Consider the following 21,110-nt stretch of genomic DNA (forward strand, 5'->3'; position numbering starts at 1 on the left):
CCTCCCGCTGTAAACAGGCGAGTTGATCCACGGGGACCAAGGACAGGCAGCGGGCCCCCCGCCGCCTACAACCGCTCACCGGGCGCCGGGGTCACGGCCTCGCCCCGGATCGATACGCCGGTCCGCGCGCCGCTCGTAGCGAAACCGTTGCCGTACCGGCAAAAGTCGGGGGCGCCGAACGCATAGGGTGTGATGCCGTTCCGAAAGGTCGAGGCACCGGCCCGAACTCTCCCTGAGGGGACCGCCGCTGTCCTGGCCGAGCGCCGAAGTTCCGTCACCACACGGGGAGTCACGAGCATGCGATCCATACGGCCGTCGTCCACCGACCGGCGAGGAAGGGGCATCCGCACCCGCCGCGCCTCGACCTCGCTGGCGGCGGTCGCCCTCGCCTCGGCACTGGCGCTGACCGCCACCGCCTGCAACGGCGACGACCAAGCCGACGGCAATCCGTCCGCCTCCGCGGCCGCGGCCGGCACCGGCGACGGAAAGATCAAGATCCCGGACGATGTGCGCCAGAAGCTCAAGGAGCACGGGATCGACATCGACAAGTGGAAGAACGGCGCCTGGAAGGACTGGAACCGCAAGGACTGGCTGCGCGAGGCCAACGACTTCATCAACCCGATCATCAAGGGCCTGTGGGACCCGGACCGGATGCGGCACGCGGGCGACCCGGACAAGGGCGTCCATGACAACGACATCTCCGGTGACCAGGGCGTGACCGACCCGACCCCGCAGCCGGTGAAGGCGCAGCAGGTCGCGGCGCCGTACCACGCCAACGCGGCCACCTCGGGCAAGGTGTTCTTCGACTCCCCCGAGGGCCACATGGTCTGCTCGGGCACCGTCGTGGAGGACCCCGCGCACCCCGGCAAGTCCAACCTCGTGTGGACGGCGGGCCACTGTGTGCACGCCGGCAAGAGCGGCGGCTGGTACCGCAACCTCGCCTTCGTGCCGTCGTACAACAACGCGGCCCAGTCGGTCGACCAGCTCCAGCACGCCTCCCGGGAGCAGATCGCCCCGTACGGCGTCTGGTGGGCGGACGCGGCGCAGACCTCCCAGCAGTGGATCGACAAGGGCGGCGAGACCGGTGGCGACGGGGCGCCGTACGACTTCGCGGTCATCCATGTGACGCCGGAGCAGGGCAACGGCGGCAAGTCGCTGGAGGAGACCGTCGGCGGGGCGCTGCCGGTGGACTTCGACGCGCCCGCCGTGCCGAAGGTGCGGGACATGACGGCCTCGGGCTACCCGGCGGCGGCGCCGTACGACGGTCAGCTGCTGTACCAGTGCCAGGACAAGCCGGGCCGGCTGTCGATGGACCAGGCCGACCCGACGATGTACCGGATCGGCTGCACCATGACCGGTGGCGCCTCCGGCGGCGGCTGGGTGGAGACCGGTTCGGACGGCAAGCCCGAGCTGGTGTCCAACACCTCGATCGGCCCGGTGACGTCCGGCTGGCTGGCGGGTCCCCGCTTCGGCGATGTGGCCAAGGGCGTGTACAAGTCGGTCAGCGACAAGTTCGCCGGACAGTAAGCCCTGCGGACCGTACGACGTGATCCTTCACGGCCGTAGCCTGTACGGCCGTGAGCCGGTACGACGAAGGCCCGCCGCCCCCGAGGGGGTGGCGGGCCTTCGTGCTGCCGTGGGTCAGGCCGCGGAGACCGGCGTGTACGGCGCCAGGTCCGCCGCCAGCTCCTCGTGCACCCGGACCTTGAGCAGGGTGCCCTCCGCGGTGTGCTCCTCGGAGATCACCTCGCCCTCGGTGTGGGCGCGCGCGACCAGCTTGCCGTGGGTGTACGGCACCAGCGCCTCGACCTCGACCTCGGGGCGCGGCAGCTCCTCGTCGATGAGCGCGAGCAGCTCGGCGATGCCCTGGCCGGTGCGGGCCGAGACGGCGATGGAGCGCTTCTCGACGCGCAGCAGCCGCTGGAGGACCAGCGGGTCGGCCGCGTCCGCCTTGTTGATCACGACGATCTCGGGCACGCCGGTGGCACCGACGTCCCGGATGACCTCGCGCACGGCGGCGAGCTGCTCCTCGGGGACCGGGTGCGAGCCGTCCACCACGTGCAGGATCAGGTCGGAGTCGCCGACCTCCTCCATGGTGGAGCGGAACGCCTCGACCAGGTGGTGGGGCAGATGCCGGACGAAGCCGACGGTGTCCGCCAGGGTGTACAGCCGACCGCTCGGGGTCTCCGCCCGGCGCACGGTCGGGTCCAGGGTCGCGAACAGCGCGTTCTCGACCAGGACGCCCGCGCCGGTGAGCCGGTTGAGCAGCGAGGACTTGCCGGCGTTGGTGTAACCGGCGATGGCGACGGAGGGCACCTTGTTGCGCCGGCGCTCCTGGCGCTTGATCTCGCGGCCGGTCTTCATGTCCGCGATCTCCCGGCGCATCTTCGCCATCTTCTCGCGGATCCGGCGCCGGTCCGTCTCGATCTTGGTCTCACCGGGACCACGCGTGGCGAGGCCGCCGCGACCGCCACCCATCTGCCGGGACAGCGACTGGCCCCAGCCGCGCAGCCTCGGCAGCATGTACTGCATCTGGGCGAGCGCGACCTGTGCCTTGCCCTCACGGGACTTGGCGTGCTGGGCGAAGATGTCCAGGATCAGGGCGGTGCGGTCGATGACCTTGACCTTGACGACGTCCTCCAGCTGGATCAGCTGGCCGGGGCTCAGTTCACCGTCGCAGATCACGGTGTCCGCGCCCGTCTCCATGACGATGTCGCGCAGCTCCAGGGCCTTGCCGGAGCCGATGTAGGTGGCCGCGTCGGGCTTGTCGCGGCGCTGGATGACGCCGTCGAGCACGAGGGCGCCCGCCGTCTCCGCGAGGGCGGCCAGCTCCGCGAGGGAGTTGTCGGCGTCCTGCACGGTGCCGGTGGTCCACACGCCGACGAGCACGACCCGCTCCAGACGGAGCTGGCGGTACTCGACCTCGGTGACGTCCTCCAGCTCGGTGGACAGACCCACCACGCGGCGCAGGGCCGCGCGCTCGGAGCGGTCGAACTGCTCGCCGTCCCGCTCTCCGTCGATCTCGTGGCTCCAGGCGACGTCCTCTTCCATCAGGGCATCGGCCCGAAGACCCTCGGGGTAGGCGTGCGCCGTGCGCTTGGCGTCCTGGGAAGGGGAAGAAGAGGAGGTCATTGGATCCTTACGTCGATGGGAGTGCCATGGCGGCGTCGGTACGGCGGCCCGGCAGGGCCGCTCGTCGTGGTCAACGCTCGGGTACCCCGGGAGATTCCCGTGTCCCGCGCGGCGCCGACCCGAAGATGGTCGCACGTGGCGGCGCGTCGCGTCACCGTGTTATCGCGGGGGCGGATCGTGACCGCCGCCCCGGTTTCCCGGGGCCGGGGCGCCGTCCGCCGGCTCACCTGTGGGCCGGTCGCTTGGCCGCCTTCGGGGACTTCGCGGGCGGGTCGGCCGGCTTCCAGTCCGGGTGGCCGGGCATCGGCGGGGTCTTCTCGCCGTACAGCCAGCCGTGCAGGAAGCCGCTGAGGTCCCGGCCCGCGACCTCGGAGGCCAGGGCGATGTAGTCCTCGGTGGAGGCGTTGGCGTCGCGGTGGTCGCGGACCCAGAGCCGTTCCAGGCGCTCGAAGGCCGGGCGGCCGATCTCCTGCCGCAGGGCGTAGAGGGCGAGGGCCGCGCCGTCGTAGACGCTGGGCCGGAAGATGCTGATCTTCTGGCCGGGCGCGGGCAGCTTGGGCCGGGCGGGCGGGCCGCCGGAGGCACGCCAGCCGTCGGAGGCGGCGTAGGCGGCCTTCATCCGGTCGATCATCGGCTGGTGGCCCTTCTCCTGCGCGTACAGGGCCTCGTACCAGGTCGCGTGCCCCTCGTTCAGCCACACGTCGGACCAGGTGGCGGGGCTGACGCTGTCGCCGAACCACTGGTGGGACAGCTCGTGCACCATGACCGACTCGACGTACCACTTGGGGTAGGCGGGCTCGGTGAACAGGTTCTTCTCGAAGAGCGAGAGGGTCTGTGTCTCCAGTTCGAACCCGGTGGTGGCGTTCGCCATGATCACGCCGTACGTCTCGAACGGGTAGGGGCCGACCTTGCTCTCCATCCAGGCGATCTGGTCGGGCGTCTTGGCGAGCCAGGGTTCGAGGGTCTTGCGGTCGGCGCTGGGCACGACATCGCGCAGGGGCAGTCCGTGGGGGCCCTCGCGGCGCGGCACGTCGGAGCGGCCGATGGAGACCTGGGCCAGCTCGGTGGCCATGGGGTGCTCGGTGCGATAGGTCCAGGTGGTGCTGGAGCCGGTGCGCCGCGATCCGGTGGGCAGGCCGTTGGCGACCACGGTGTAGGCGTTGGGCGCGGTGATGCGGAAGGTGAACATCGCCTTGTCGGAGGGGTGGTCGTTGCACGGGAAGACCAGGTGGGCGGCGTCGGCCTGGTTCGCCATGACGAGTCCGTCGGTGGTGGGCACCCAGCCGCCGTCGCCCTTCTGGTCCGCGGTGGGCCGGGGGTCGCTGGTGTGCCGCACGGTGATCCGTACCCAGTCGCCCCGGCGCAGCGGCTGGACGGGGGTGACGACCAGGTCCTCCCCGGCGCTCTGGAAGTCCGCGGGGACGCCGTCGACCTCGACGGAGCGGACGGTGCCGCGCGCGAAGTCCAGGTTGAGGCGGTCCAGGTCTGCGGTGACCCAGGCGTCGATGGTGGTGACGGCCTGGAGCGGCTTGTCGTTGGCGCCGGGGTAGGTGAGGTTCACGTCGTACGACGCGACGTCGTATCCGGGGTTGCCCAGCGTCGGGTACAGCCGGTCGCCGATGCCGAGCGGCTCGGGCGGGGCGGCGGCCCCGAGCAGGCACAGGGAGCAGACGGAGGCGGCGGAGGCGAGCAGGACGGCCTTGCGGCGGCGGGGGGCCGTCCGGCGCCGGGGGGCGGGGGCGGAGGCGGGGGTGGCCCAGTGGTGGGTGGCGGGGACAGGAGCAGGGGCAGGGGTGGCCCGGTGGCGGGGGTTGAGCAGCATGGACCACCGCTACCAGCGCCCGCCCACCACACGTCGGCGACGCGCGCCTGTCCCACCCGAACGGGTTGCCCGCGGTGGGCGGGGCGCCGGAACATCCGGCCCGGCCCTGAGCGGCCGCCCCGGCCGACCGAGCGGGCCCTGCGGGTCCGGACGCCCGGCGCACCTGGGAACGCTCGCCGAGAGGGTTCGCAGGCGCGGTGCGGCGGCCCGCTGAAGGGGTTCACGGGCGTGGTGCGGCGGCCCGCCGAGGGGATTCGCGGGCGCGGTGCGGCGGCCCTTCCGCTACGGCAGCCTCGGGGCCGGTGCCTGGTTCTGGGTGCGGCTCACGTCGTAGACGCCCGGGACGTCGCGCATGGCGCGCATGAGGGCGGGCAGGCCCGCGGCGTCGGGGAGTTGGAGGGTGTAGGTGTGGCGCACCCGCTGCTCGCTCGGTGGTTCGACCGTGGCGGAGACGATGTCGCCGCCCGCCAGCGCGATGGCCTCGGTGAGGTCGGCGAGCAGACCCCGGCGGCCGAACGATTCGGCGACCAGGGTGACCCGGCACGCGGTGCTCTCCCCCCAGCGCACTCCGATCTCCGTGCGCCCCCTGCTCTTCATGTGCGCCACCGCGACGCACTCCACCCGGTGCACGGTCACCACTCCCCCGCGTACCGGGAAGCCGGTGATCTCGTCGGGCGGCACGGGCGTACAGCATCCGGCGAGGCGTACGGCGGCGCCGGGGCGGTCGGTGCGGACGTCGGCGCCCTGCGGGCGTCCCCCGGGCCCGGACTCATGGCCGCGCCGTTCGCGGAAGTCGGCGTCGGCGCGATACCCGGCCGGCTCGTCGGCGGGGGCGCCGCCGCCGGGGTGCGTGGTCAGCCAGCGCTGGATGGCGATGCGGGCGGCCGGGGTGTGGGCGTGCTCCAGCCACTCGCGGGAGGGCTCCGAGGCGGGGTCCTGGCCCATGAGGAGTTCGACGGTGTCGCCGTCCTTCAGGACCGTGCTCAGCCTGGCCAGGCGGCCGTTGACGCGGGCGCCGATGCAGGCGTGCGCGTCCTCGCCGTACTGCCCGTAGGCGGCGTCCACGCAGCTGGCGCCCTCGGGCAGGCCCAGGGTGCCGCCGTCCGGGCGGAAGACGGTGATCTCGCGGTCCTGGGCGAGGTCCTCGCGCAGGGTCGACCAGAAGGTGTCCGGGTCGGGCGCGGCCTGCTGCCACTCCAGGAGGCGGGAGAGCCAGCCGGGCCGGGTGGGGTCGGCGCGCTCGCCGTCGGCGGGGTCCTCGGCGCCCGGACCGTCGGTGGTGGAGGCGTCGGTGCCGGAGGCGTAGGGGTTGCCGAGCGCGACGACACCGGCCTCGGCGACCTTGTGCATCTGGTGGGTGCGGATGAGGACTTCGACCACCTGCCCGTCGGGGCGGGCGACGGCCGTGTGCAGCGACTGGTACAGGTTGAACTTGGGCACCGCGATGAAGTCCTTGAACTCCGAGACCACCGGCGTCATACAGGTGTGCAACTCGCCCAGCACGCCGTAACAGTCGGCGTCCTCGCCCACCAGCACCAGCAGCCGGCCGAAGTCGGCGCCCCGCAACTGCCCGCGTTTACGGGCCACTCGGTGCACGGAGACGAAGTGGCGCGGGCGGATGAGGACTTCGGCGGAGATCCCGGCCTCGCGCAGCACCCCGCGCATCTCCTCGGCGACCACGGCGAGCGGATCGGCGGTGCGGGCCGCGTTCTCCGCGATGAGTTCCCTGGTGTGCTCGTACTCCTCGGGGTGGAGGATGGCGAAGACCAGGTCCTCCAGTTCGGTCTTCAGCGCCTGGACGCCGAGGCGTTCGGCGAGCGGGATGAGGACGTCGCGGGTGACGCCCGCGATCCGCTCCTGTTTCTCGCGGCGCATCACACCGAGGGTGCGCATGTTGTGCAGCCGGTCGGCGAGTTTGATCGACATCACGCGCACATCGCTGCCGGTGGCCACGAGCATCTTGCGGAAGGTCTCGGGTTCGGCGGCGGCCCCGTAGTCGACCTTCTCCAGCTTGGTGACGCCGTCGACCAGGTAGCGGACCTCCTCGCCGAACTGCTCGCGCACCTGATCCAGCGTCACCTCGGTGTCCTCGACGGTGTCGTGCAGCAGCGAGGCCGTCAACGTCGTGGTCTCGGCGCCGAGTTCGGCGAGGATGAGGGTCACGGCGAGCGGGTGCGTGATGTACGGCTCGCCGCTCTTGCGCATCTGGCCGCGGTGCGAGGACTCGGCCAATACATAGGCGCGGCGCAGCGGTTCGAGGTCGGCGTCGGGATGGTGGGCGCGGTGCGCCTCCACCACATGGCCGATCGCGTCGGGCAGTCTGTCCCGGGCGGTCGGCCCGAGCAGCGCGGCCCGGCCGAGCCGGCGCAGGTCGATCCTGGGCCGGGACTTCCGGCGCACCGACGCGGGTGCCACGGCGGCCGTCGCGGCCGTGGGCACTACCGGGACCGGGGTCGAAGGGTTCGTGGCCTCCGCACTCATGGGCACCTCCGGCTCGTGGACCGGCGGACGGAGCCCCAGGGCATGCGCGGCTCAGGGTGCCGACGCTCCCCCGTCCGTGCCGGTGCTTGATGCTATCGAGCCCACCACGTGTGACAGACCGCCTCTCGCCGAGCGTGAAACGGATCACCCATTCGAGCGACGAAAAGGAGGTTTAAGTTTTGCGCCACCTGCCCTGGCCTCGTCCGTGGATTCGATCCGGCCTCGGCCCCCGGAACCGCTGCTCCGGCTGCCCGAGGCCGTCACGAGGGCGGTTTCGGCAGGTCAGCGAAGCGCGTTTTCCAGCCACTCGCCGTCGATCACGCCTTCGGCGACGATCACCGCGGGGCCGGTCATCTCGATCTGTCCGTCCGTCCGTTCGGTGATGACCAGGCGGCCGCCGGGCACGTCCACGGTGTACGTCGCGGGGGTGCCGGTGACGGCCGGGTCGGCGCCGTCCCGGCGGGCGGTGGCCACGGCGACGGCGCAGGCGCCGGTGCCGCAGGAGCGGGTCTCGCCGGAGCCGCGCTCATGCACCCGCATCGCGACATGGCGGGGGCCGCGGTCCACGACGAACTCGACGTTGACACCGTCCGGGTAGGCGCCCTCGGGGCTGACCGGCGGCGGGCTGTACAGGTCACCGGCGTGCGCGAGGTCGGCCACGAAGGCGACCGCGTGCGGGTTGCCCATGTTGACGTTCCGCGCGGGCCAGCTGCGCTCGCCGACGCGCACCGTGACGTCCCCCTCGGGGAGGCGCGCGCCGCCCATGCCGACGGTCACGTCCCCGTCCTTGGCGATGTGCGCGCTCTTGACGCCGCCGCGGGTGGCGATGGTGAGGTCGCCCTCGGTGACATGCCCGGCGTGCTGGAGGTAGCGGGCGAAGACGCGGACGCCGTTGCCGCACATCTCCGCGATCGAGCCGTCGCTGTTGCGGTAGTCCATGAACCACTCGGCCTCGCCGGCCAGCTCCCGCGCCTCGGGGTGCGCGGCGGAGCGCACCACATGCAGCACACCGTCGCCGCCGATGCCGGCCCGGCGGTCGCACAGGGCGGTCACGACGGCCGGGGACAGCTCGATGGCGTTGTCGGGGTCCGGGACGATCACGAAGTCGTTCTCCGTGCCGTGACCCTTGAGGAAGGCGATCCGCGTGCTCATTCCTCGATCGTACGGGGTCGGTCCGACAGAGCTTCCACGACGACCACGGGGGCCGCGGCGGCATGGGCATCCTGCTCCGGGGGCCTGCTCCGGGCCCCGCCCCGAGGGGCTTGATTGATCCGGCGGTTCTGCTTCGGCGGGCCCGCTCCGAGGGGCGGGTTCTCCGGCTGGCTCGCTCCGAGGGGCTGGGCCTGCTCCGGCGGGCCCGCTCCGGCACGGTCAGCGCAGCCGGGCCACCCGCCATACGGCGAGTACGGCCACCACGGCGACCAGCAGGGCGTAGCCGAGAACGACGCGCCAGTCCGGGCGGCGGCCGGAGCCGCGCGGGGGCAGGCCGGGCCAGGTGTAGCCCACGCGGCGGGCGGCCATCATGCCCCAGCCGGCGGCGCAGCAGCAGATCAGCAGGCCGAGCATGGCGATGACGGCGCCGCTGTCGCCGTCGAAGGCGAGCGGGAAGGCGAACATCAGGGAGCCGACGGCGGACAGTCCCACGATCGGCGCGAGCTGCCAGATGCGCAGCCGGCGCTGCGGACGCAGTTCGACCTCGACCTCGGGGCCGCTGGTGTACATCTCCTCGGGCGCGGGACCGTCCTCGGTCACGCCGTCCGTAGTGTCGTCGGGCCCGTCGTCGGCGAGCCGGTCCTCGCCCTCGGGCACGAGACCGTCGTCGAGATCGTCCTGAGGACCTTCTCCGAGGTCCTCGCGCAGATCCTCTTGGGGACCCTCGTCCTGGTCCGGTCGGTCACCCTCGGTGGTGACGCGCTCGGCACCCGGTGCGGTGTCGCGAGGGCCGGCCTCCATCGCCACGCGCCCTCCCAACTAGGACTCCACTTGGTCGATCGAAGCACGATGATGGCACGGCGCCGAACGCGCCGATGACCGGCGGCGCATCCCGATGCCATCACGTGATCAGGCTGTGACCGGTCGTTCGACCAACGTCAGGGCCTGCCCCGGAAGTTCCCCCCGGTCGGCTTCGGCGCCGCTCAGCCAGTGCACACGGGGATCGCGGCGGAACCAGGAATCCTGCCGGCGCGCGAAGCGCTTGGTGGCGCGCACGGTCTCGGCGCGCGCCTCCGCTTCGCTGCACTCACCGGCCAGCGCCGCGAGCACCTGCTGGTATCCCAGCGCGCGCGAGGCCGTACGCCCCTCGCGCAACCCCCGCGCCTCCAGCGCGCGCACCTCGTCCACGAGACCGTCGTCCCACATCCGGTCGACACGGCGCGTGATCCGGTCGTCCAGCTCCGGGCGGGCCACATCGACACCGATCTGGACGGTGTCGTAGACCGAGTCATGGCCCGGGAGGTTGGCGGTGAAGGGCTGGCCGGTGATCTCGATCACCTCCAGGGCGCGGACGATACGGCGGCCGTTGCCGGGCAGGATCGCACGCGCGGCCTCGGGGTCGGCGGCGGCCAGGCGGGCGTGCAGGGCGCCGGAGCCGCGCAGCGCCAGCTCCTCCTCCAGGCGGGCGCGGACCTCGGGGTCGGTACCGGGGAACTCCAGGTTGTCGACGGCGCCGCGGACGTACAGCCCGGAGCCGCCGACGAGGATCGGCCAGCGGCCCTCGGCGAGCAGTGCGTCGATATGGCCGCGGGCCAGCTTCTGGTACTCGGCGACCGAGGCGGTGGCCGTGACGTCCCAGACGTCCAGGAGGTGGTGGGGTACGCCGCCGCGCTCCTCGGGTGTCAGCTTGGCGGTGCCGATGTCCATCCCCTGGTACAGCTGCATCGAGTCGGCGTTGACGACCTCGCCGCCGAGTCGCTGGGCCAGGAAGACGCCGAGATCTGACTTTCCGGCCGCGGTGGGTCCGACGACGGCGATGACGCGGGGGGCGGGGGATGCGCTGCTCACCGCACCAGTCTCGCAAACCTCGCGACGGGGTCTCGAACGAGTTAGGTGACGGAGCCTGTCGCCGGGTCGTTGCCCGGGGCGAGGTGGCCCGTGCGGGCCGTACGAGGCGGTGACCCGGGCGGCGTGGGCCGTGCGCACCGTGTGACGCGGGAATTCGCCCGCGCGAGTACCGTATGGAGTGGATATGGGCATGATTTCACGGCTCCTGGGCAGGTCGAAGACGACTCGGCAGGTGTCGGTGGAGGCGGCCGAGGCGGAGGAGACGGAGCCGGTGCGGGCGACCGGCGCGGACGAGCCGTCCGCGGCCACCCAGATCCCCCGGCAGCAGCCCGCCAAGGGCGTCAGCAAGTAACCCGCGAGGGAAGGTGGATCATGGGTCTGTTCGACAACATGAAGGCCAAGCTCGGCCCGGCCAAGGACAAGATGTCCGACCTCGCGCGCCAGCACGGCGACAAGGTGTCACAGGGCCTCGACAAGGCGGCCAAGGCCGTCGACGACCGCACCAAGCACAAGTACAGCGACAAGATCCAGGCGGGCACGGGCAAGGCGAAGGACGCCATGGACCGCCTGGCGCACATGGACGAGCATCCGGACGGCACGCCGGGCGCGCAGCCGAATCCCCCCACGCCGCCGCAGGGGCCGCCGCCGGCCTCGTGAGCGAGGACCTGGGCCAGGACCGGCTCGCGAACCTGGGCTAGGACCAGCTCGCGACCAGGTATCCCACCCCGTAGGGCGCGTCCTCGTACAGCAGGCTGCCGTCGAGGTCCGCGCCCTCGGCGGCACCGGCCAGGATCTGCCAGGGGGCGCGGCCCGATGACTTCAGGGTGCGGGCGAGGTCGGCGTCCAGGGAGAGCAGGGCGGGGAGGTCGGCCGCGGCCAGGGCGCGGGCCGCCGCGGCGTCGTACGGGGCGGCGCGTTCGTCCAGGTAGCCCGGGGCCTTGACCGTGCGGCACGCGCTCCCGTCACCCAGGACGAGGAGGGCCACCCGGTCGGCACGTCCGCCGAGTTCCCGCCCGGTCTCGGCGCACCGCTCGGGCGTGAGCGTCTCCTCCGCGCCGAGACCCTCGACCGGGGCGTCCGCCCAGCCGGTCCGCTCCAGCAGCCAGGCGCCGACGGCCAGCGAGGACGGCAGCCGGGGCGCCGTCGCGGCGTCGTGTGCGCCGTCCCCCAGGCGGACGTCCAGGTCGACGCCGTACCCCTTGAACGTCCCCCGGGCACCCCGCGGGAACACCCCGCCCTCGCCCGGTCCGGCGGGCCCGACGACGATCAGCAGATCCGGCCGGGCGGCCGCGAGCACACCGAGCGCGTCCGTACAGGCCGCACGCGCGGCGTCCATCTCGGGCGCGGCACCCACGGCGACCTCGGGCACGAGCAGCGGCGGACAGGGACAGACGGCGGCGGCGACAAGCATGATCGGCAGGGTAACCCGGCGGGGCCGCGGGCGGGCAGCCTGGCCGGGTGACCCTGCGGAGCCGCGGCGGCCGGCCTGGCAGAGGGCCATGGCTCCGCCGGTGTCGGCGCCCCACCTCACCGCCCGCCTCCGGGATGTCAGGGGCGGCCGGGCGGACGAGGGCGCGCGGGACGGCCTGTGAGGGCCGGACCGCGAAGCGAACACCGTACGGGGCGGCCCGTGCGGCGGCGGCCGGGACTACACCCTCAGCGGTGTCGGCTCGGCTTCACGGTCGCCCGAGGGCGGCGCCGGCCCACGGGTCCGGGCACCTCAGTCGCAGCCGCATCCGCTGGTCGCCGCCGGGAGCGGGGCCGGGGCGCCGATCTTCGGGATGCCCAGCATGACGCCGGCCGGCTTGGCGGCCGCCTCGGTGGTGCGCTTCTCCCAGGCGTCACCGGCGCGGGTGCGGCGCACGGCGAGGACCTGGCCCTCGGCGAGGAGGTGGTGCGGGGCGGCGTACGTCACCTCGACGGTGACCACGTCGCCGGGCCGTACCTCCTGCTCCGGCTTGGTGAAGTGGACCAGGCGGTTGTCGGGGGCGCGCCCGGAGAGCCGGTGCGTGGCGCCGTCCTTGCGGCCCTCGCCCTCCGCGACCATCAGCTCCAGCGTGCGGCCGACCTGCTTCTTGTTCTCCTCCCAGGAGATCTCCTCCTGGAGCGCGACGAGCCGCTCGTACCGCGCCTGCACGACCTCCTTGGGGATCTGGTCGTCCATGGTCGCGGCCGGGGTCCCGGGCCGCTTGGAGTACTGGAAGGTGAAGGCCTGCGCGAACCGCGCCTCGCGCACCGCGTGCAGCGTCTCCTCGAAGTCGGCCTCGGTCTCGCCGGGGAAGCCCACGATGATGTCGGTGGTGATCGCCGCGTGCGGGATCGCCGCGCGCACCTTCTCGATGATCCCGAGGTACCGCTCCTGCCGGTAGGAGCGGCGCATCGCCTTGAGGACCGTGTCCGAGCCGGACTGGAGCGGCATGTGCAGCTGCGGCATCACGTTCGGCGTCTCGGCCATGGCCGCGATGACGTCGTCGGTGAAGTCACGCGGGTGCGGGGAGGTGAACCGGACCCGCTCCAGGCCCTCGATGTTGCCGCAGGCGCGCAGCAGCTTGCTGAAGGCCTCGCGGTCGCCGATGTCGGAGCCGTACGCGTTGACGTTCTGACCGAGCAGCGTGATCTCCGAGACGCCCTCGGCGACCAGCGTCTCGACCTCGGCGAGGATGTCGCCGGGCCGGCGGTCCTTCTCCTTGCCGCGCAGCGCCGGGACGATGCAGAAGGTGCAGGTGTTGTTGCAGCCGACGGAGATCGAGACCCAGGCGGCGTACGCGCTCTCGCGGCGCGTCGGCAGCGTGGAGGGGAACGCCTCCAGCGACTCGGCGATCTCGACCTGCGCCTCCTCCTGGACGCGGGCGCGCTCCAGCAGCACGGGAAGTTTGCCGATGTTGTGCGTGCCGAAGACGACGTCCACCCAGGGCGCCTTGCGCACGATGGTGTCGCGGTCCTTCTGCGCGAGGCAGCCGCCGACCGCGATCTGCATGCCGGGCCGGGACACCTTGCGCGGCGCGAGCCGGCCGAGGTTGCCGTACAGCCGGTTGTCGGCGTTCTCCCGTACCGCGCACGTGTTGAAGACGACGACGTCCGCGTCGCCGTCGGCGTCCTCCGGCGCCCGCACGTACCCTGCCTCTTCCAGCAGCCCGGCCAATCGCTCGGAATCGTGCACGTTCATCTGGCACCCATAGGTGCGGATCTCGTAGCTCTTGGGTGCGGGCACGTCCACTGCGGGGCTCCGGTCGCTGCTGCTGGTCATGGCTCAAGGGTAGGCGGTCCCGGGAAGGGGTTCGCCGCCCCGTTCGCCAGGACCCGGTTCCGGCCGAGGGGCGGGCAAAGAACACCCCAGGAGACCCGGCCGCCCCTTCGGCGACGACCGAAAAGCGGAATGCCCCTTACCGGGATGCGCCCATCGCCTCTGAGGTGGCCTGAGGTGGCCTGAGGTGACCCGAAGTGACCTGAGGTGACCTGAGGTGACCTGAGGCAGATCAAGGCGATCCGGATCGGGCCGACCCGGCGCGATTCGATTCCATTCCATTCCATGCGATTCGATTCGATTCGATTCGGCCACCACCCCGGTCATCTGCGCCAAGGCCCGCGGCGAACTGGGCGTCCCGCTGCGGCCCAAGGATGCCTTCGACCACTTCACGGCCGACGCCCTCGCCGGCCATCCGGCCACCCGACGGCAAGCAGGAGTGCGAGGAGGCATGTGTCCGACTGGTTGCTCGGCGGCGCGCCGCGCGCCGCCGTCTGCGACCTGTACTGCTTTCCGCGCGGAGGCGGTACGGCCGCCGAGTATCCGCACTGGTCCCGCGACTGCGCACGGCGTGTGCACACGATCCAGCCGCCGGGCCGGGTGCCGCGGCTGACCGAGGCCGTACCCGCCTCGGTGCGGGAACTTGTAGAGGCGTTTCTCACCGAAGTGCCGCTCGCCACGGGCCGGTTCGCCTTCTTCGGGCGCAGCCTGCGCGCCCTGTTCGCCTACGAGGTGACACGCGCCCTTGTCGCAGCCGGACGCCCATTGCCGCCCGGCTGGTCGTCTCGGGCTTCCGGACACCCCATCTGCCGCATACGGGCGGCCGGTTGCTCCGGCTCCCCGACGACGAGCTGCCCGACACCGTCGCCGGGCTGCACGGTGGACTATCCGAGGAGGTGCCGGCCTCGGCCGAACTGCGGGAGCCGACCGCGGGCGCGCTGCGCGCCGACTACCGAGCGCTGCGTGTTCGGCGGCGAGGATCACCGGATCGCGACGGAGGAACTGGGAGCCTGGGGAGAGCGCACCTCGGCCGGGTCGAGCGTCCGCCGCTTACCTAGCTGGTCCGGACGGGCATCGCGACCATGCGCGGCGCCCCGCAGGACCCTGCGGGCGGCCCCGCCGGACGACGGCACCGAAGGCAGTACGACGACCCGGGCGGGCCGGAACCGCCGGGTGCTGCCCCGAGCCCTGCTGCTGTCCCTCGTCCTCGCGATCCTCTGCGCCGAGCGCGGCGCGCACCTAGCCCCGTCCCGGCACCGGCGCGAAAAGCCGGTGGAGAACCACACCCCGGCCTGCCTAAGGTCGTGGGATGAGCACCCGAACCTTCCGCATCACCGTGCGCGGTGTCTTCGACGGCCTCACCGACGACCAGCGCGCCGCGCTGCTCGCCGACGCCGCCGCCCACGACGTGCTGCGCGCCGCCTTCACCCCCGAGGGCAGCCTGACCTACGACATCGCCGCCCGCCCCGCCTTCGTCTTCCGCTTCTCCGACACCGGCGAGAAGGAGGAGGACATCCTGGACGCCACCGAACGCGCCGAGACGGCCGCCAAGACCTGGCTCTCCGAACACGCCTACGGCTTCAAGAACCTCCGCTCCTCCGCCGAAGACCTCTCCCAGGCCCCACTGGGCAAACGCCAGCGCCGGGCGGCACGTTCATCGTCCGAGGCGTGACGCCTTCGCGTTCATCCACCTCATAAACTTGACCACTCAAGAAACCCTCAAGGAGCTGCTTCCGGATGGACATGGACCATGAGTGACGCCCTGGACGCCACCCTGCGTCTCATACGGGCCCAAGCGGCGCTCGTCAGGCGGTTCGACGCCCGGCTCGGCGGGCTGCACGGAGTGAGCCTCGCCGACTTCATCCTGCTGCTCCGGCTGGGACAGGCGCCCGGCGGCCGGATGCGCCGGGTCGATCTCGCCGAGGCGCTGGGGCTGACGGCCTCCGGGGTCACCCGGGCACTGGCTCCCCTGGAGCGGATCGGACTGGTCGCCCGGGAGCCGGACGCCCGGGACGCGCGCGTGGCCTATGCGTCGCTGACCAGCACGGGCCGGGCCCGGCTGAAGGAAATGCTGGCCACGGCCGAGGAGACCGCCGAGGATCTCTTCGCCACCCCGGCCTGGGCAGAGGAGGAAGTCCCGCTTCTCGCAGGCATGTTGACCCGGCTGGGCGGTACCGGGCTGCGAGCCTGAGGCGAGGGCGTCGCGAACAAGGCGGCTCACTCCCCTTGCATGTTCTATGCCATACACCATAAGTTACCGGCGGGTAGTCCACCGGGATCGCACCGCGCCCCGGTGCCGGAGAGGCCCCGGTGCCGGAGAGGTGGTGGGTGGGTGAGTCCGCGTAAGGGTGGCAGCCGGGACCGGATGGTTCTCAGTGCCGTGACCCTGCTGCGTGAGTACGGTGCGGGCGGGACGAGTGTCGACAAGGTGCTCGCGCACAGCGGTGCTCCCCGGGGCTCGGTGTACCACCACTTTCCCGGCGGACGGGCGCAGCTCATCGACGAGGCGGTGGCGTTCGCCGGGGACTTCATCGCGGGGATGATCGACGCCGCCGCGCGGGCGGACGATCCGGTCGCGGCCGTGGACGCGTTCTTCGCGCTGTGGCGTGAGCAGCTGGTGGGCAGCGACTTCAGAGCGGGCTGTCCGATCGTCGCGGTCGCCGTGGAGACCAATGACGAGGCACCCGCTCCGGCCCGGTCCGCGGCCGCCGCCTTCGGGCGCTGGCAGCAGGCGCTCGCCGCCCTGTTCGTCCGGCACGGCCTGGCCGAGGAACGCGGCCGCAGGCTGGGCGCCTTCGTCATCGCCGCGGTCGAGGGCGCGGTGGTCATGTGCCGGGCCGAGCGGAGCACCGCCCCGCTGGACGCGGCCGCCGCCGAGATCCACGAGCTGCTCGTCCACGCCCTGCGCCCCGGGGCGTGACCCAGGAGCCGGCCGGGAGGTGATCCCGGCCGGCTCCGCGTGCGCCCAAGGTGCCAACCCCCTTCAGCAGTACGGCCGTTCAGTCAGAAGGAGTCGTCATGCCCTCGCTCGACCGTCAGGACAACGTCTTCGTCCTCGACCTCGGAGACGGAGAGAACCGCTTCCACCCCGACTGGCTCACCGCCGTCGACGCCGCGTTGACGGAGGTGGAGAAGGCGGAGGGGCCGCGCGCCCTGGTCACCGCGGCCACGGGCAAGTTCTGGTCCAACGGGCTCGACCTGGACTGGCTGCTCGCGCACGCCGACCGGCATCAGGAGTACGTCGTCTCCGTGCACCGGCTGTTCGCGCGGATGCTGTCGCTGCCGATCGTCACCGTGGCCGCGCTCCAGGGGCACACCTTCGCCGCGGGCGCGATGCTCTCCCTCACCCACGACCTGCGCGTCATGCGCGCCGACCGCGGCTTCTGGTGCCTGCCCGAGGCGGACATCAACATCCCCTTCACCCCCGGGATGTCCGCCCTCATCCAGTCCCGGCTGGCGCCCCCGACCGCCCACGAATCCATGGTCACCGCCCGCCGCTACGGCGGCCTGGACGCCGCTGCCGCCGGCATCGTGGACCGGGCGGTCGCCGAGGACGCGGTGCTCTCCACGGCCATCGAGACCGCCCAGGGCCAGGCCGCCAAGGCCGGCGACACCCTCGGCACCATCAAGGCCCGTATGTACGCCCCCGTCCTCGCCGCCCTGCGCGACACCGTGGCCCCGCTGGGCTGACCTCCGCGGCCGGTCCCCGCCCCTTCGACCGCTCCACCGCGCGCCCCGGAGCCATCTCGCCCGGGGTGTCCGCGACGACACCAGCCAAGGAGAACCGCCCGTGACCACCGTCGACTTCGCCGCCATGACCGGCCTGGAACTGATGCGCTGGGTGCAGAGCGAGCGCCCCGCCGACATCCCCTCCATCGGCCGGCTGCTCGGCATGCGCTTCGACGAGGTCGAGCACGGCCGGGTCGTCGTCTCCCTCGACACCCGCCCCGACTTCGCCAACCCCCTCGGCACCGTCCACGGCGGCATCGCCGCGACCCTCCTGGACTCCGCCATGGGCTGCGCCGTCCACACCACGCTGCCCGCCGGGGTGGGTTACACCACCCTCGAACTGAAGGTCAACTACATCCGCGCGGCCCGCACCGACGGACAGACCCTGACGGCCGAGGGCACCGTCATCCACGCCGGCCGCCGCACCGCGACCGCCGAGGGGAAGGTGCTGGACGAGCAGGGCAAGCTGATCGCCCACGCCACCACGACGTGCATCGTCCTCGGCACGGCCGCCTAGGGTCGAACGAGAGGCCCTAGGCGCCCGTCTCCACGGCACCGTCCTGCGCCGCCGGTATCCAGCCCTGGCGGCGCAGGACCGAGGACACGTCCGGCGCCCGGTAGTGCTCGCCCTTGAGGACCTTGCCGTCGGCGCGGCGGCTGATCTGTCCGTCGGGGCCGATCTTGCTCATGTTGGCGCGGTGGATCTCGGCGATCACCTGGTCCAGGTCGATGCCGTGGACCAGGGCGGTGCCGTACGCCACGTACACCACGTCCGCCAGTTCGTGTGCCAGTTTGTCCAGCGGGCCCTCGACCGAGACCTCGCCGACCTCGGCGGCCTCCTCGGCGAGCATGTCCCAGCGGTGGGCGGCCAGTTCGGGAGAGACCTCGGTGGGGGTGCTGCGGGCATCGAGGCCGAAGGCGCGGTGGAACTCACGGACGAGATCGACGGGCGAAGTGCTCATGCGTCGACTCTAACGGCCACCACCGACAACGCCCGCCGCCCGACCGCCACCCGGCCACGGACCGTCTTCCGGCCGCCGCCCGGTCATGGCCACCGTCCGGTCACCGACCGCCCTCCGGTCGCGGACCGCCTTCCGGACGCGGACCGGTCCGCCGGGCACCCCGCCCTCGTATCGCCGCACCCCCCACCCCCGTACCACCGCACGCCCCCCGTACCACCGCGCACCCCGCACCCGTACCGCCGCGCACCCCGCCCGTATGCGGTCTCCCGTCCGGCCTCCCGGCCCCGCCCGCGTCCCAGCTCACAGCCCCGGCCCTGGTCAGCGTCGTACCCCGCCTGGCAGGATCGCCGCATGTCCAAGCTGTTCCCCCGTATCGGCAGACGCCGGGCCGTGCCCGTCGCGGCCGCCGGTGTCGTCGTCCTCGGTCTGCTGGCGTGGTGGCTGCTGCCGCTGGGCGAGAGGCCGCCGAGCGGGACGATCGTCTTCAGCACCGGCACGCCCAAGGGCGTCTACCAGGAGTACGGCGAGCGGCTGCGCACCGAGTTGGCCAAGGACATGCCCGGTCTGAAGGTGAAGCTCCTCAACAGCGCGGGCTCCCAGGAGAACGTGCGGCGGGTGGCGACCGGGAAGGCCGACTTCACCATCGCGGCGGCCGACGCGGTGCAGACGTACGAGCTCGGGCACGGCAGCGGCGCCGGGAAGCTGCGCGGGGTGGCCCGGCTCTACGACGACTACGTGCATCTCGTCGTACGCAGCGACTCGGACATCCACGACATCGACGACCTGCGGCACAAGCGGGTCGCGACCGGGCTGCCCAACTCGGGGGTGAAGCTGATCGCCGACCGGGTGCTGCGGGCCGCCGGCATCGATCCGCGGACGGACATCACCCCCGCGGCCGACGGCATAGACACCGGACCCGACCGGCTGGAGCAGGGCGGGATCGACGCGTTCTTCTGGTCCGGCGGCCTGCCCACCAAGGGGTTGGTGACACCGGGGAAGAAGGGCGCCTTCCGGTTCATCCCGATCGACGCCGACCTCGTCACCGAGCTGCACGCGCAGGGCGAGGAGACGCGCTACTACCGGGCCACCAACATGCCCGAGTCGGCGTACCCCGGCATCCAGCACGGCGTCGAGGTGCCGACGATCGCGGTGTCCAACCTGCTGATGACCCGCGCGGACATGGACCCCCGGCTCACCGAGTGGGTGACCCGCACCGTGATCAAGAGCCGCGACGGCATCGGCGCCCATGTCCACTCCGCACAGCTGGTCGACCTGCGCACCGCCATCTACACCGACCCCCTCCCGCTCCAGGAGGGCGCCCGCCGCTACTACCGCTCGGTCAAGCCCTGAACCTCGGCACCGACACCGTCACCCGCAGCCCCCGCGGCTCGTGCGGGCCGTACGCTATCGAGCCGCCGCCCGCCTCCAGGAGGGCGCGGGTGATGGACAGGCCGAGCCCGGATCCCTTGACGTTCTGATGGCGGCCGCTGCGCCAGAAACGGTCACCCACGCGCGCGAGTTCCTCCTCAGTGAGGCCGGGCCCGGTGTCGGTGACGACGACCCTGGAGGTGTCCCCCTCGAAGGAGACGGAGACCTCGACGGCGCCGCCCTCGGGGGTGAACTTCACCGCGTTGTCGATCACCGCGTCCAGTGCGCTGGACAGGGTGATCGGGTCGGCCCAGCCGGTGGTGGCCGGGCAGTCGCCGGTCAGCCGGACCCCCTGGGCCTCGGCGGCCGGTGTCCAGGCGGCCAGCCGTTCCTCCGTGAGGGCGCCTATGTCGGTCAGGCTCAGATCGGCCTCGGCGTGCTCGGCGAGCGCCAGGTCGAGCAGGTCGTCCAGGACGTGGGCGAGGCGCTTGCCCTCGGTGCGCACCGAGGCGATCTCCTCGTTGTCCTCCGGGAGTTCGAGCGCGAGGAGTTCGATGCGCAGCAGCAGCGCGGACAGCGGGTTGCGCAGCTGGTGGGAGGCGTCCGCGACGAAGGCGCGCTGCTGTTCCAGCACCTCCTGGACATGGTCCGCCATCTCGTTGAACGAGTGGGCCAGGCGCCGGAGTTCGGGGGGCCCGCCGGCGGCCGCGACCCGGGACTTCAGGCGCCCGGTGGCGATGTCGTGGGTGGTGGCGTCCAGGATCCGGACCGGCCGCAGCACCCAGCCGGTCAGCCGCAGTGCCGCGCCGACGGCGAGCAGCATGGCGGCGATCTCACCGGCCCCGATGAGCAGCCAGCCGTGCAGGATCCGCAGCCGCAGCGGCCCGGTGGGCGAGTCGGTGACGACGACCGCGATCACGTCCCCGTCCCGGATCACCGGTGAGGCGACCACCAGCCGGCTGTGCTGCCAGGGCCACGCCTGCCGGGGGTCGTGGCTGCGCCGGCTGAGCAGCGCCTCGTCGAACGCTTCCCGGACCTCCCCCGATCGCGGTACGAACCAGTCGCCGGGCGCGTTGGCCATGGCGGAGCCGTTGCGGTAGAAGACGCCGGCGCGAATGCCGTAGACGTCGTAGTAGCTGTCGAGTTCGCTGCGCAGGGTCTCCCAGCGCTCGTCCGTGCCGGTGCGCCGGGAGCCGCCGGGGCCCTCGGTGACGAACTGGGCGAGCGCGGCGAAGCGTGCCGTGTCGTCGATCCGGTCGACCACGACCCGCTGTTGCTCGGAGGCGGCCATGCTGACGGCGAGCGGGACGCCGAGGGCGAGGAGTACGGCCGCCATCAGGACGATGAGCAGCGGCAGCAGCCGTGTGCGCAC

Annotated in this window: 19 protein-coding genes and 1 pseudogene; 10 read left to right on the plus strand and 10 right to left on the minus strand. The window is 72.5% G+C overall.

Annotated features, from left to right (window positions below):
• Window positions 1-297 precede the first annotated feature (297 nt).
• Window positions 298-1,527 carry a hypothetical protein gene (locus AB0N90_RS31785; RefSeq protein WP_365202440.1) on the plus strand — a complete coding sequence of 410 codons (1,230 nt, stop codon included), beginning with the start codon at window positions 298-300 and terminating at the stop codon, window positions 1,525-1,527.
• A gap of 114 nt (window positions 1,528-1,641) precedes the next feature.
• On the opposite strand, the gene hflX is transcribed toward AB0N90_RS31785, so the two are convergent.
• From hflX to miaA, 6 genes are all read right to left on the minus strand, one after another.
• On the minus strand, window positions 1,642-3,132 hold the full coding sequence (gene hflX / locus AB0N90_RS31790) for a GTPase HflX (protein WP_148026251.1): 1,491 nt from the start codon (window positions 3,130-3,132) through the stop codon (window positions 1,642-1,644).
• 223 nt (window positions 3,133-3,355) lie between these two features.
• Window positions 3,356-4,954, minus strand: coding sequence for a M1 family metallopeptidase (locus AB0N90_RS31795; protein ID WP_365202441.1), 1,599 nt, complete (start codon window positions 4,952-4,954; stop codon window positions 3,356-3,358).
• A gap of 282 nt (window positions 4,955-5,236) precedes the next feature.
• Window positions 5,237-7,435 (minus strand): HD domain-containing protein, encoded by a 2,199-nt coding sequence (locus tag AB0N90_RS31800; protein ID WP_365202443.1) that lies wholly within the window; start codon window positions 7,433-7,435, stop codon window positions 5,237-5,239.
• Window positions 7,436-7,717: 282 nt separating this feature from the next.
• Window positions 7,718-8,587, minus strand: a complete 870-nt coding sequence (gene dapF / locus AB0N90_RS31805; RefSeq protein ID WP_365202444.1) for a diaminopimelate epimerase — start codon at window positions 8,585-8,587, stop codon at window positions 7,718-7,720.
• Between the two features lie 219 nt (window positions 8,588-8,806).
• Window positions 8,807-9,388: a hypothetical protein gene (locus AB0N90_RS31810; protein ID WP_365202509.1), complete on the minus strand. Its 582-nt coding sequence runs from the start codon at window positions 9,386-9,388 to the stop codon at window positions 8,807-8,809.
• Window positions 9,389-9,496: 108 nt separating this feature from the next.
• Window positions 9,497-10,435: a tRNA (adenosine(37)-N6)-dimethylallyltransferase MiaA gene (miaA, locus tag AB0N90_RS31815; RefSeq protein WP_361677659.1), complete on the minus strand. Its 939-nt coding sequence runs from the start codon at window positions 10,433-10,435 to the stop codon at window positions 9,497-9,499.
• A 190-nt stretch (window positions 10,436-10,625) separates the two neighbouring features.
• Here miaA and AB0N90_RS31820 point away from each other — a divergent pair, with 190 nt between their 5' ends.
• Both AB0N90_RS31820 and AB0N90_RS31825 read left to right on the plus strand, forming a co-directional pair.
• A complete protein-coding gene (locus AB0N90_RS31820) occupies window positions 10,626-10,787 on the plus strand; it encodes a hypothetical protein (protein ID WP_365202446.1) in 162 nt (53 codons plus the stop codon).
• 20 nt (window positions 10,788-10,807) lie between these two features.
• Entirely contained in the window at window positions 10,808-11,092 is a 285-nt protein-coding gene (locus tag AB0N90_RS31825; protein WP_365202447.1) for an antitoxin, read from the plus strand.
• 37 nt (window positions 11,093-11,129) lie between these two features.
• On the opposite strand, the gene AB0N90_RS31830 is transcribed toward AB0N90_RS31825, so the two are convergent.
• On the minus strand, window positions 11,130-11,846 hold the full coding sequence (locus tag AB0N90_RS31830; RefSeq protein WP_365202448.1) for a class III extradiol dioxygenase subunit B-like domain-containing protein: 717 nt from the start codon (window positions 11,844-11,846) through the stop codon (window positions 11,130-11,132).
• Window positions 11,847-12,155: 309 nt separating this feature from the next.
• Window positions 12,156-13,682, minus strand: coding sequence for a tRNA (N6-isopentenyl adenosine(37)-C2)-methylthiotransferase MiaB (gene miaB / locus AB0N90_RS31835; protein ID WP_365202450.1), 1,527 nt, complete (start codon window positions 13,680-13,682; stop codon window positions 12,156-12,158).
• Window positions 13,683-13,964: 282 nt separating this feature from the next.
• Here miaB and AB0N90_RS31840 point away from each other — a divergent pair.
• The 6 genes and pseudogenes from AB0N90_RS31840 to AB0N90_RS31865 all read left to right on the plus strand — a co-directional run.
• Window positions 13,965-14,384: pseudogene (locus AB0N90_RS31840) on the plus strand (thioesterase domain-containing protein); the annotation flags it as partial.
• A gap of 604 nt (window positions 14,385-14,988) precedes the next feature.
• The gene (locus tag AB0N90_RS31845; protein WP_365202452.1) at window positions 14,989-15,351 is read left to right on the plus strand and encodes a DUF6204 family protein; all 363 of its coding nucleotides are present in this window, start codon (window positions 14,989-14,991) and stop codon (window positions 15,349-15,351) included.
• Between the two features lie 78 nt (window positions 15,352-15,429).
• The gene (locus tag AB0N90_RS31850) at window positions 15,430-15,870 is read left to right on the plus strand and encodes a MarR family transcriptional regulator (protein WP_365202454.1); all 441 of its coding nucleotides are present in this window, start codon (window positions 15,430-15,432) and stop codon (window positions 15,868-15,870) included.
• Between the two features lie 141 nt (window positions 15,871-16,011).
• Window positions 16,012-16,599 carry a TetR/AcrR family transcriptional regulator gene (locus tag AB0N90_RS31855; RefSeq protein WP_365202456.1) on the plus strand — a complete coding sequence of 196 codons (588 nt, stop codon included), beginning with the start codon at window positions 16,012-16,014 and terminating at the stop codon, window positions 16,597-16,599.
• Window positions 16,600-16,697: 98 nt separating this feature from the next.
• Entirely contained in the window at window positions 16,698-17,369 is a 672-nt protein-coding gene (locus tag AB0N90_RS31860) for an enoyl-CoA hydratase-related protein (RefSeq protein ID WP_365202457.1), read from the plus strand.
• A gap of 100 nt (window positions 17,370-17,469) precedes the next feature.
• The gene (locus tag AB0N90_RS31865) at window positions 17,470-17,925 is read left to right on the plus strand and encodes a PaaI family thioesterase (protein ID WP_365202459.1); all 456 of its coding nucleotides are present in this window, start codon (window positions 17,470-17,472) and stop codon (window positions 17,923-17,925) included.
• Between the two features lie 16 nt (window positions 17,926-17,941).
• Here AB0N90_RS31865 and AB0N90_RS31870 read toward each other — a convergent pair whose 3' ends face one another.
• Window positions 17,942-18,370, minus strand: a complete 429-nt coding sequence (locus AB0N90_RS31870; RefSeq protein WP_037663265.1) for a MazG nucleotide pyrophosphohydrolase domain-containing protein — start codon at window positions 18,368-18,370, stop codon at window positions 17,942-17,944.
• Between the two features lie 351 nt (window positions 18,371-18,721).
• Here AB0N90_RS31870 and AB0N90_RS31875 point away from each other — a divergent pair, with 351 nt between their 5' ends.
• Window positions 18,722-19,720 (plus strand): TAXI family TRAP transporter solute-binding subunit, encoded by a 999-nt coding sequence (locus tag AB0N90_RS31875; RefSeq protein ID WP_365202460.1) that lies wholly within the window; start codon window positions 18,722-18,724, stop codon window positions 19,718-19,720.
• On the opposite strand, the gene AB0N90_RS31880 is transcribed toward AB0N90_RS31875, so the two are convergent.
• The gene (locus AB0N90_RS31880; RefSeq protein WP_365202462.1) at window positions 19,710-21,110 is read right to left on the minus strand and encodes a HAMP domain-containing sensor histidine kinase; all 1,401 of its coding nucleotides are present in this window, start codon (window positions 21,108-21,110) and stop codon (window positions 19,710-19,712) included. The genes AB0N90_RS31875 and AB0N90_RS31880 overlap by 11 nt on opposite strands.

This window comes from Streptomyces sp. NPDC093018 (genome assembly GCF_040684035.1).
GTDB classification, from domain to species: domain Bacteria; phylum Actinomycetota; class Actinomycetes; order Streptomycetales; family Streptomycetaceae; genus Streptomyces; species Streptomyces murinus.

Excerpts from the sequence above, each read along its gene's own strand:
- AB0N90_RS31785 (WP_365202440.1), top strand. The coding sequence starts at position 298 with ATGCGATCCATACGGCCGTCGTCCACCGACCGGCGAGGAAGGGGCATC.
- hflX (WP_148026251.1), bottom strand. The coding sequence starts at position 3,132 with ATGACCTCCTCTTCTTCCCCTTCCCAGGACGCCAAGCGCACGGCGCAC.
- AB0N90_RS31795 (WP_365202441.1), bottom strand. The coding sequence starts at position 4,954 with ATGCTGCTCAACCCCCGCCACCGGGCCACCCCTGCCCCTGCTCCTGTC.
- AB0N90_RS31800 (WP_365202443.1), bottom strand. The coding sequence starts at position 7,435 with ATGAGTGCGGAGGCCACGAACCCTTCGACCCCGGTCCCGGTAGTGCCC.
- dapF (WP_365202444.1), bottom strand. The coding sequence starts at position 8,587 with ATGAGCACGCGGATCGCCTTCCTCAAGGGTCACGGCACGGAGAACGAC.
- AB0N90_RS31810 (WP_365202509.1), bottom strand. The coding sequence starts at position 9,388 with ATGGAGGCCGGCCCTCGCGACACCGCACCGGGTGCCGAGCGCGTCACC.
- AB0N90_RS31820 (WP_365202446.1), top strand. The coding sequence starts at position 10,626 with ATGATTTCACGGCTCCTGGGCAGGTCGAAGACGACTCGGCAGGTGTCG.
- AB0N90_RS31825 (WP_365202447.1), top strand. The coding sequence starts at position 10,808 with ATGGGTCTGTTCGACAACATGAAGGCCAAGCTCGGCCCGGCCAAGGAC.
- AB0N90_RS31830 (WP_365202448.1), bottom strand. The coding sequence starts at position 11,846 with ATGCTTGTCGCCGCCGCCGTCTGTCCCTGTCCGCCGCTGCTCGTGCCC.
- miaB (WP_365202450.1), bottom strand. The coding sequence starts at position 13,682 with ATGACCAGCAGCAGCGACCGGAGCCCCGCAGTGGACGTGCCCGCACCC.
- AB0N90_RS31845 (WP_365202452.1), top strand. The coding sequence starts at position 14,989 with ATGAGCACCCGAACCTTCCGCATCACCGTGCGCGGTGTCTTCGACGGC.
- AB0N90_RS31850 (WP_365202454.1), top strand. The coding sequence starts at position 15,430 with ATGAGTGACGCCCTGGACGCCACCCTGCGTCTCATACGGGCCCAAGCG.
- AB0N90_RS31860 (WP_365202457.1), top strand. The coding sequence starts at position 16,698 with ATGCCCTCGCTCGACCGTCAGGACAACGTCTTCGTCCTCGACCTCGGA.
- AB0N90_RS31870 (WP_037663265.1), bottom strand. The coding sequence starts at position 18,370 with ATGAGCACTTCGCCCGTCGATCTCGTCCGTGAGTTCCACCGCGCCTTC.
- AB0N90_RS31875 (WP_365202460.1), top strand. The coding sequence starts at position 18,722 with ATGTCCAAGCTGTTCCCCCGTATCGGCAGACGCCGGGCCGTGCCCGTC.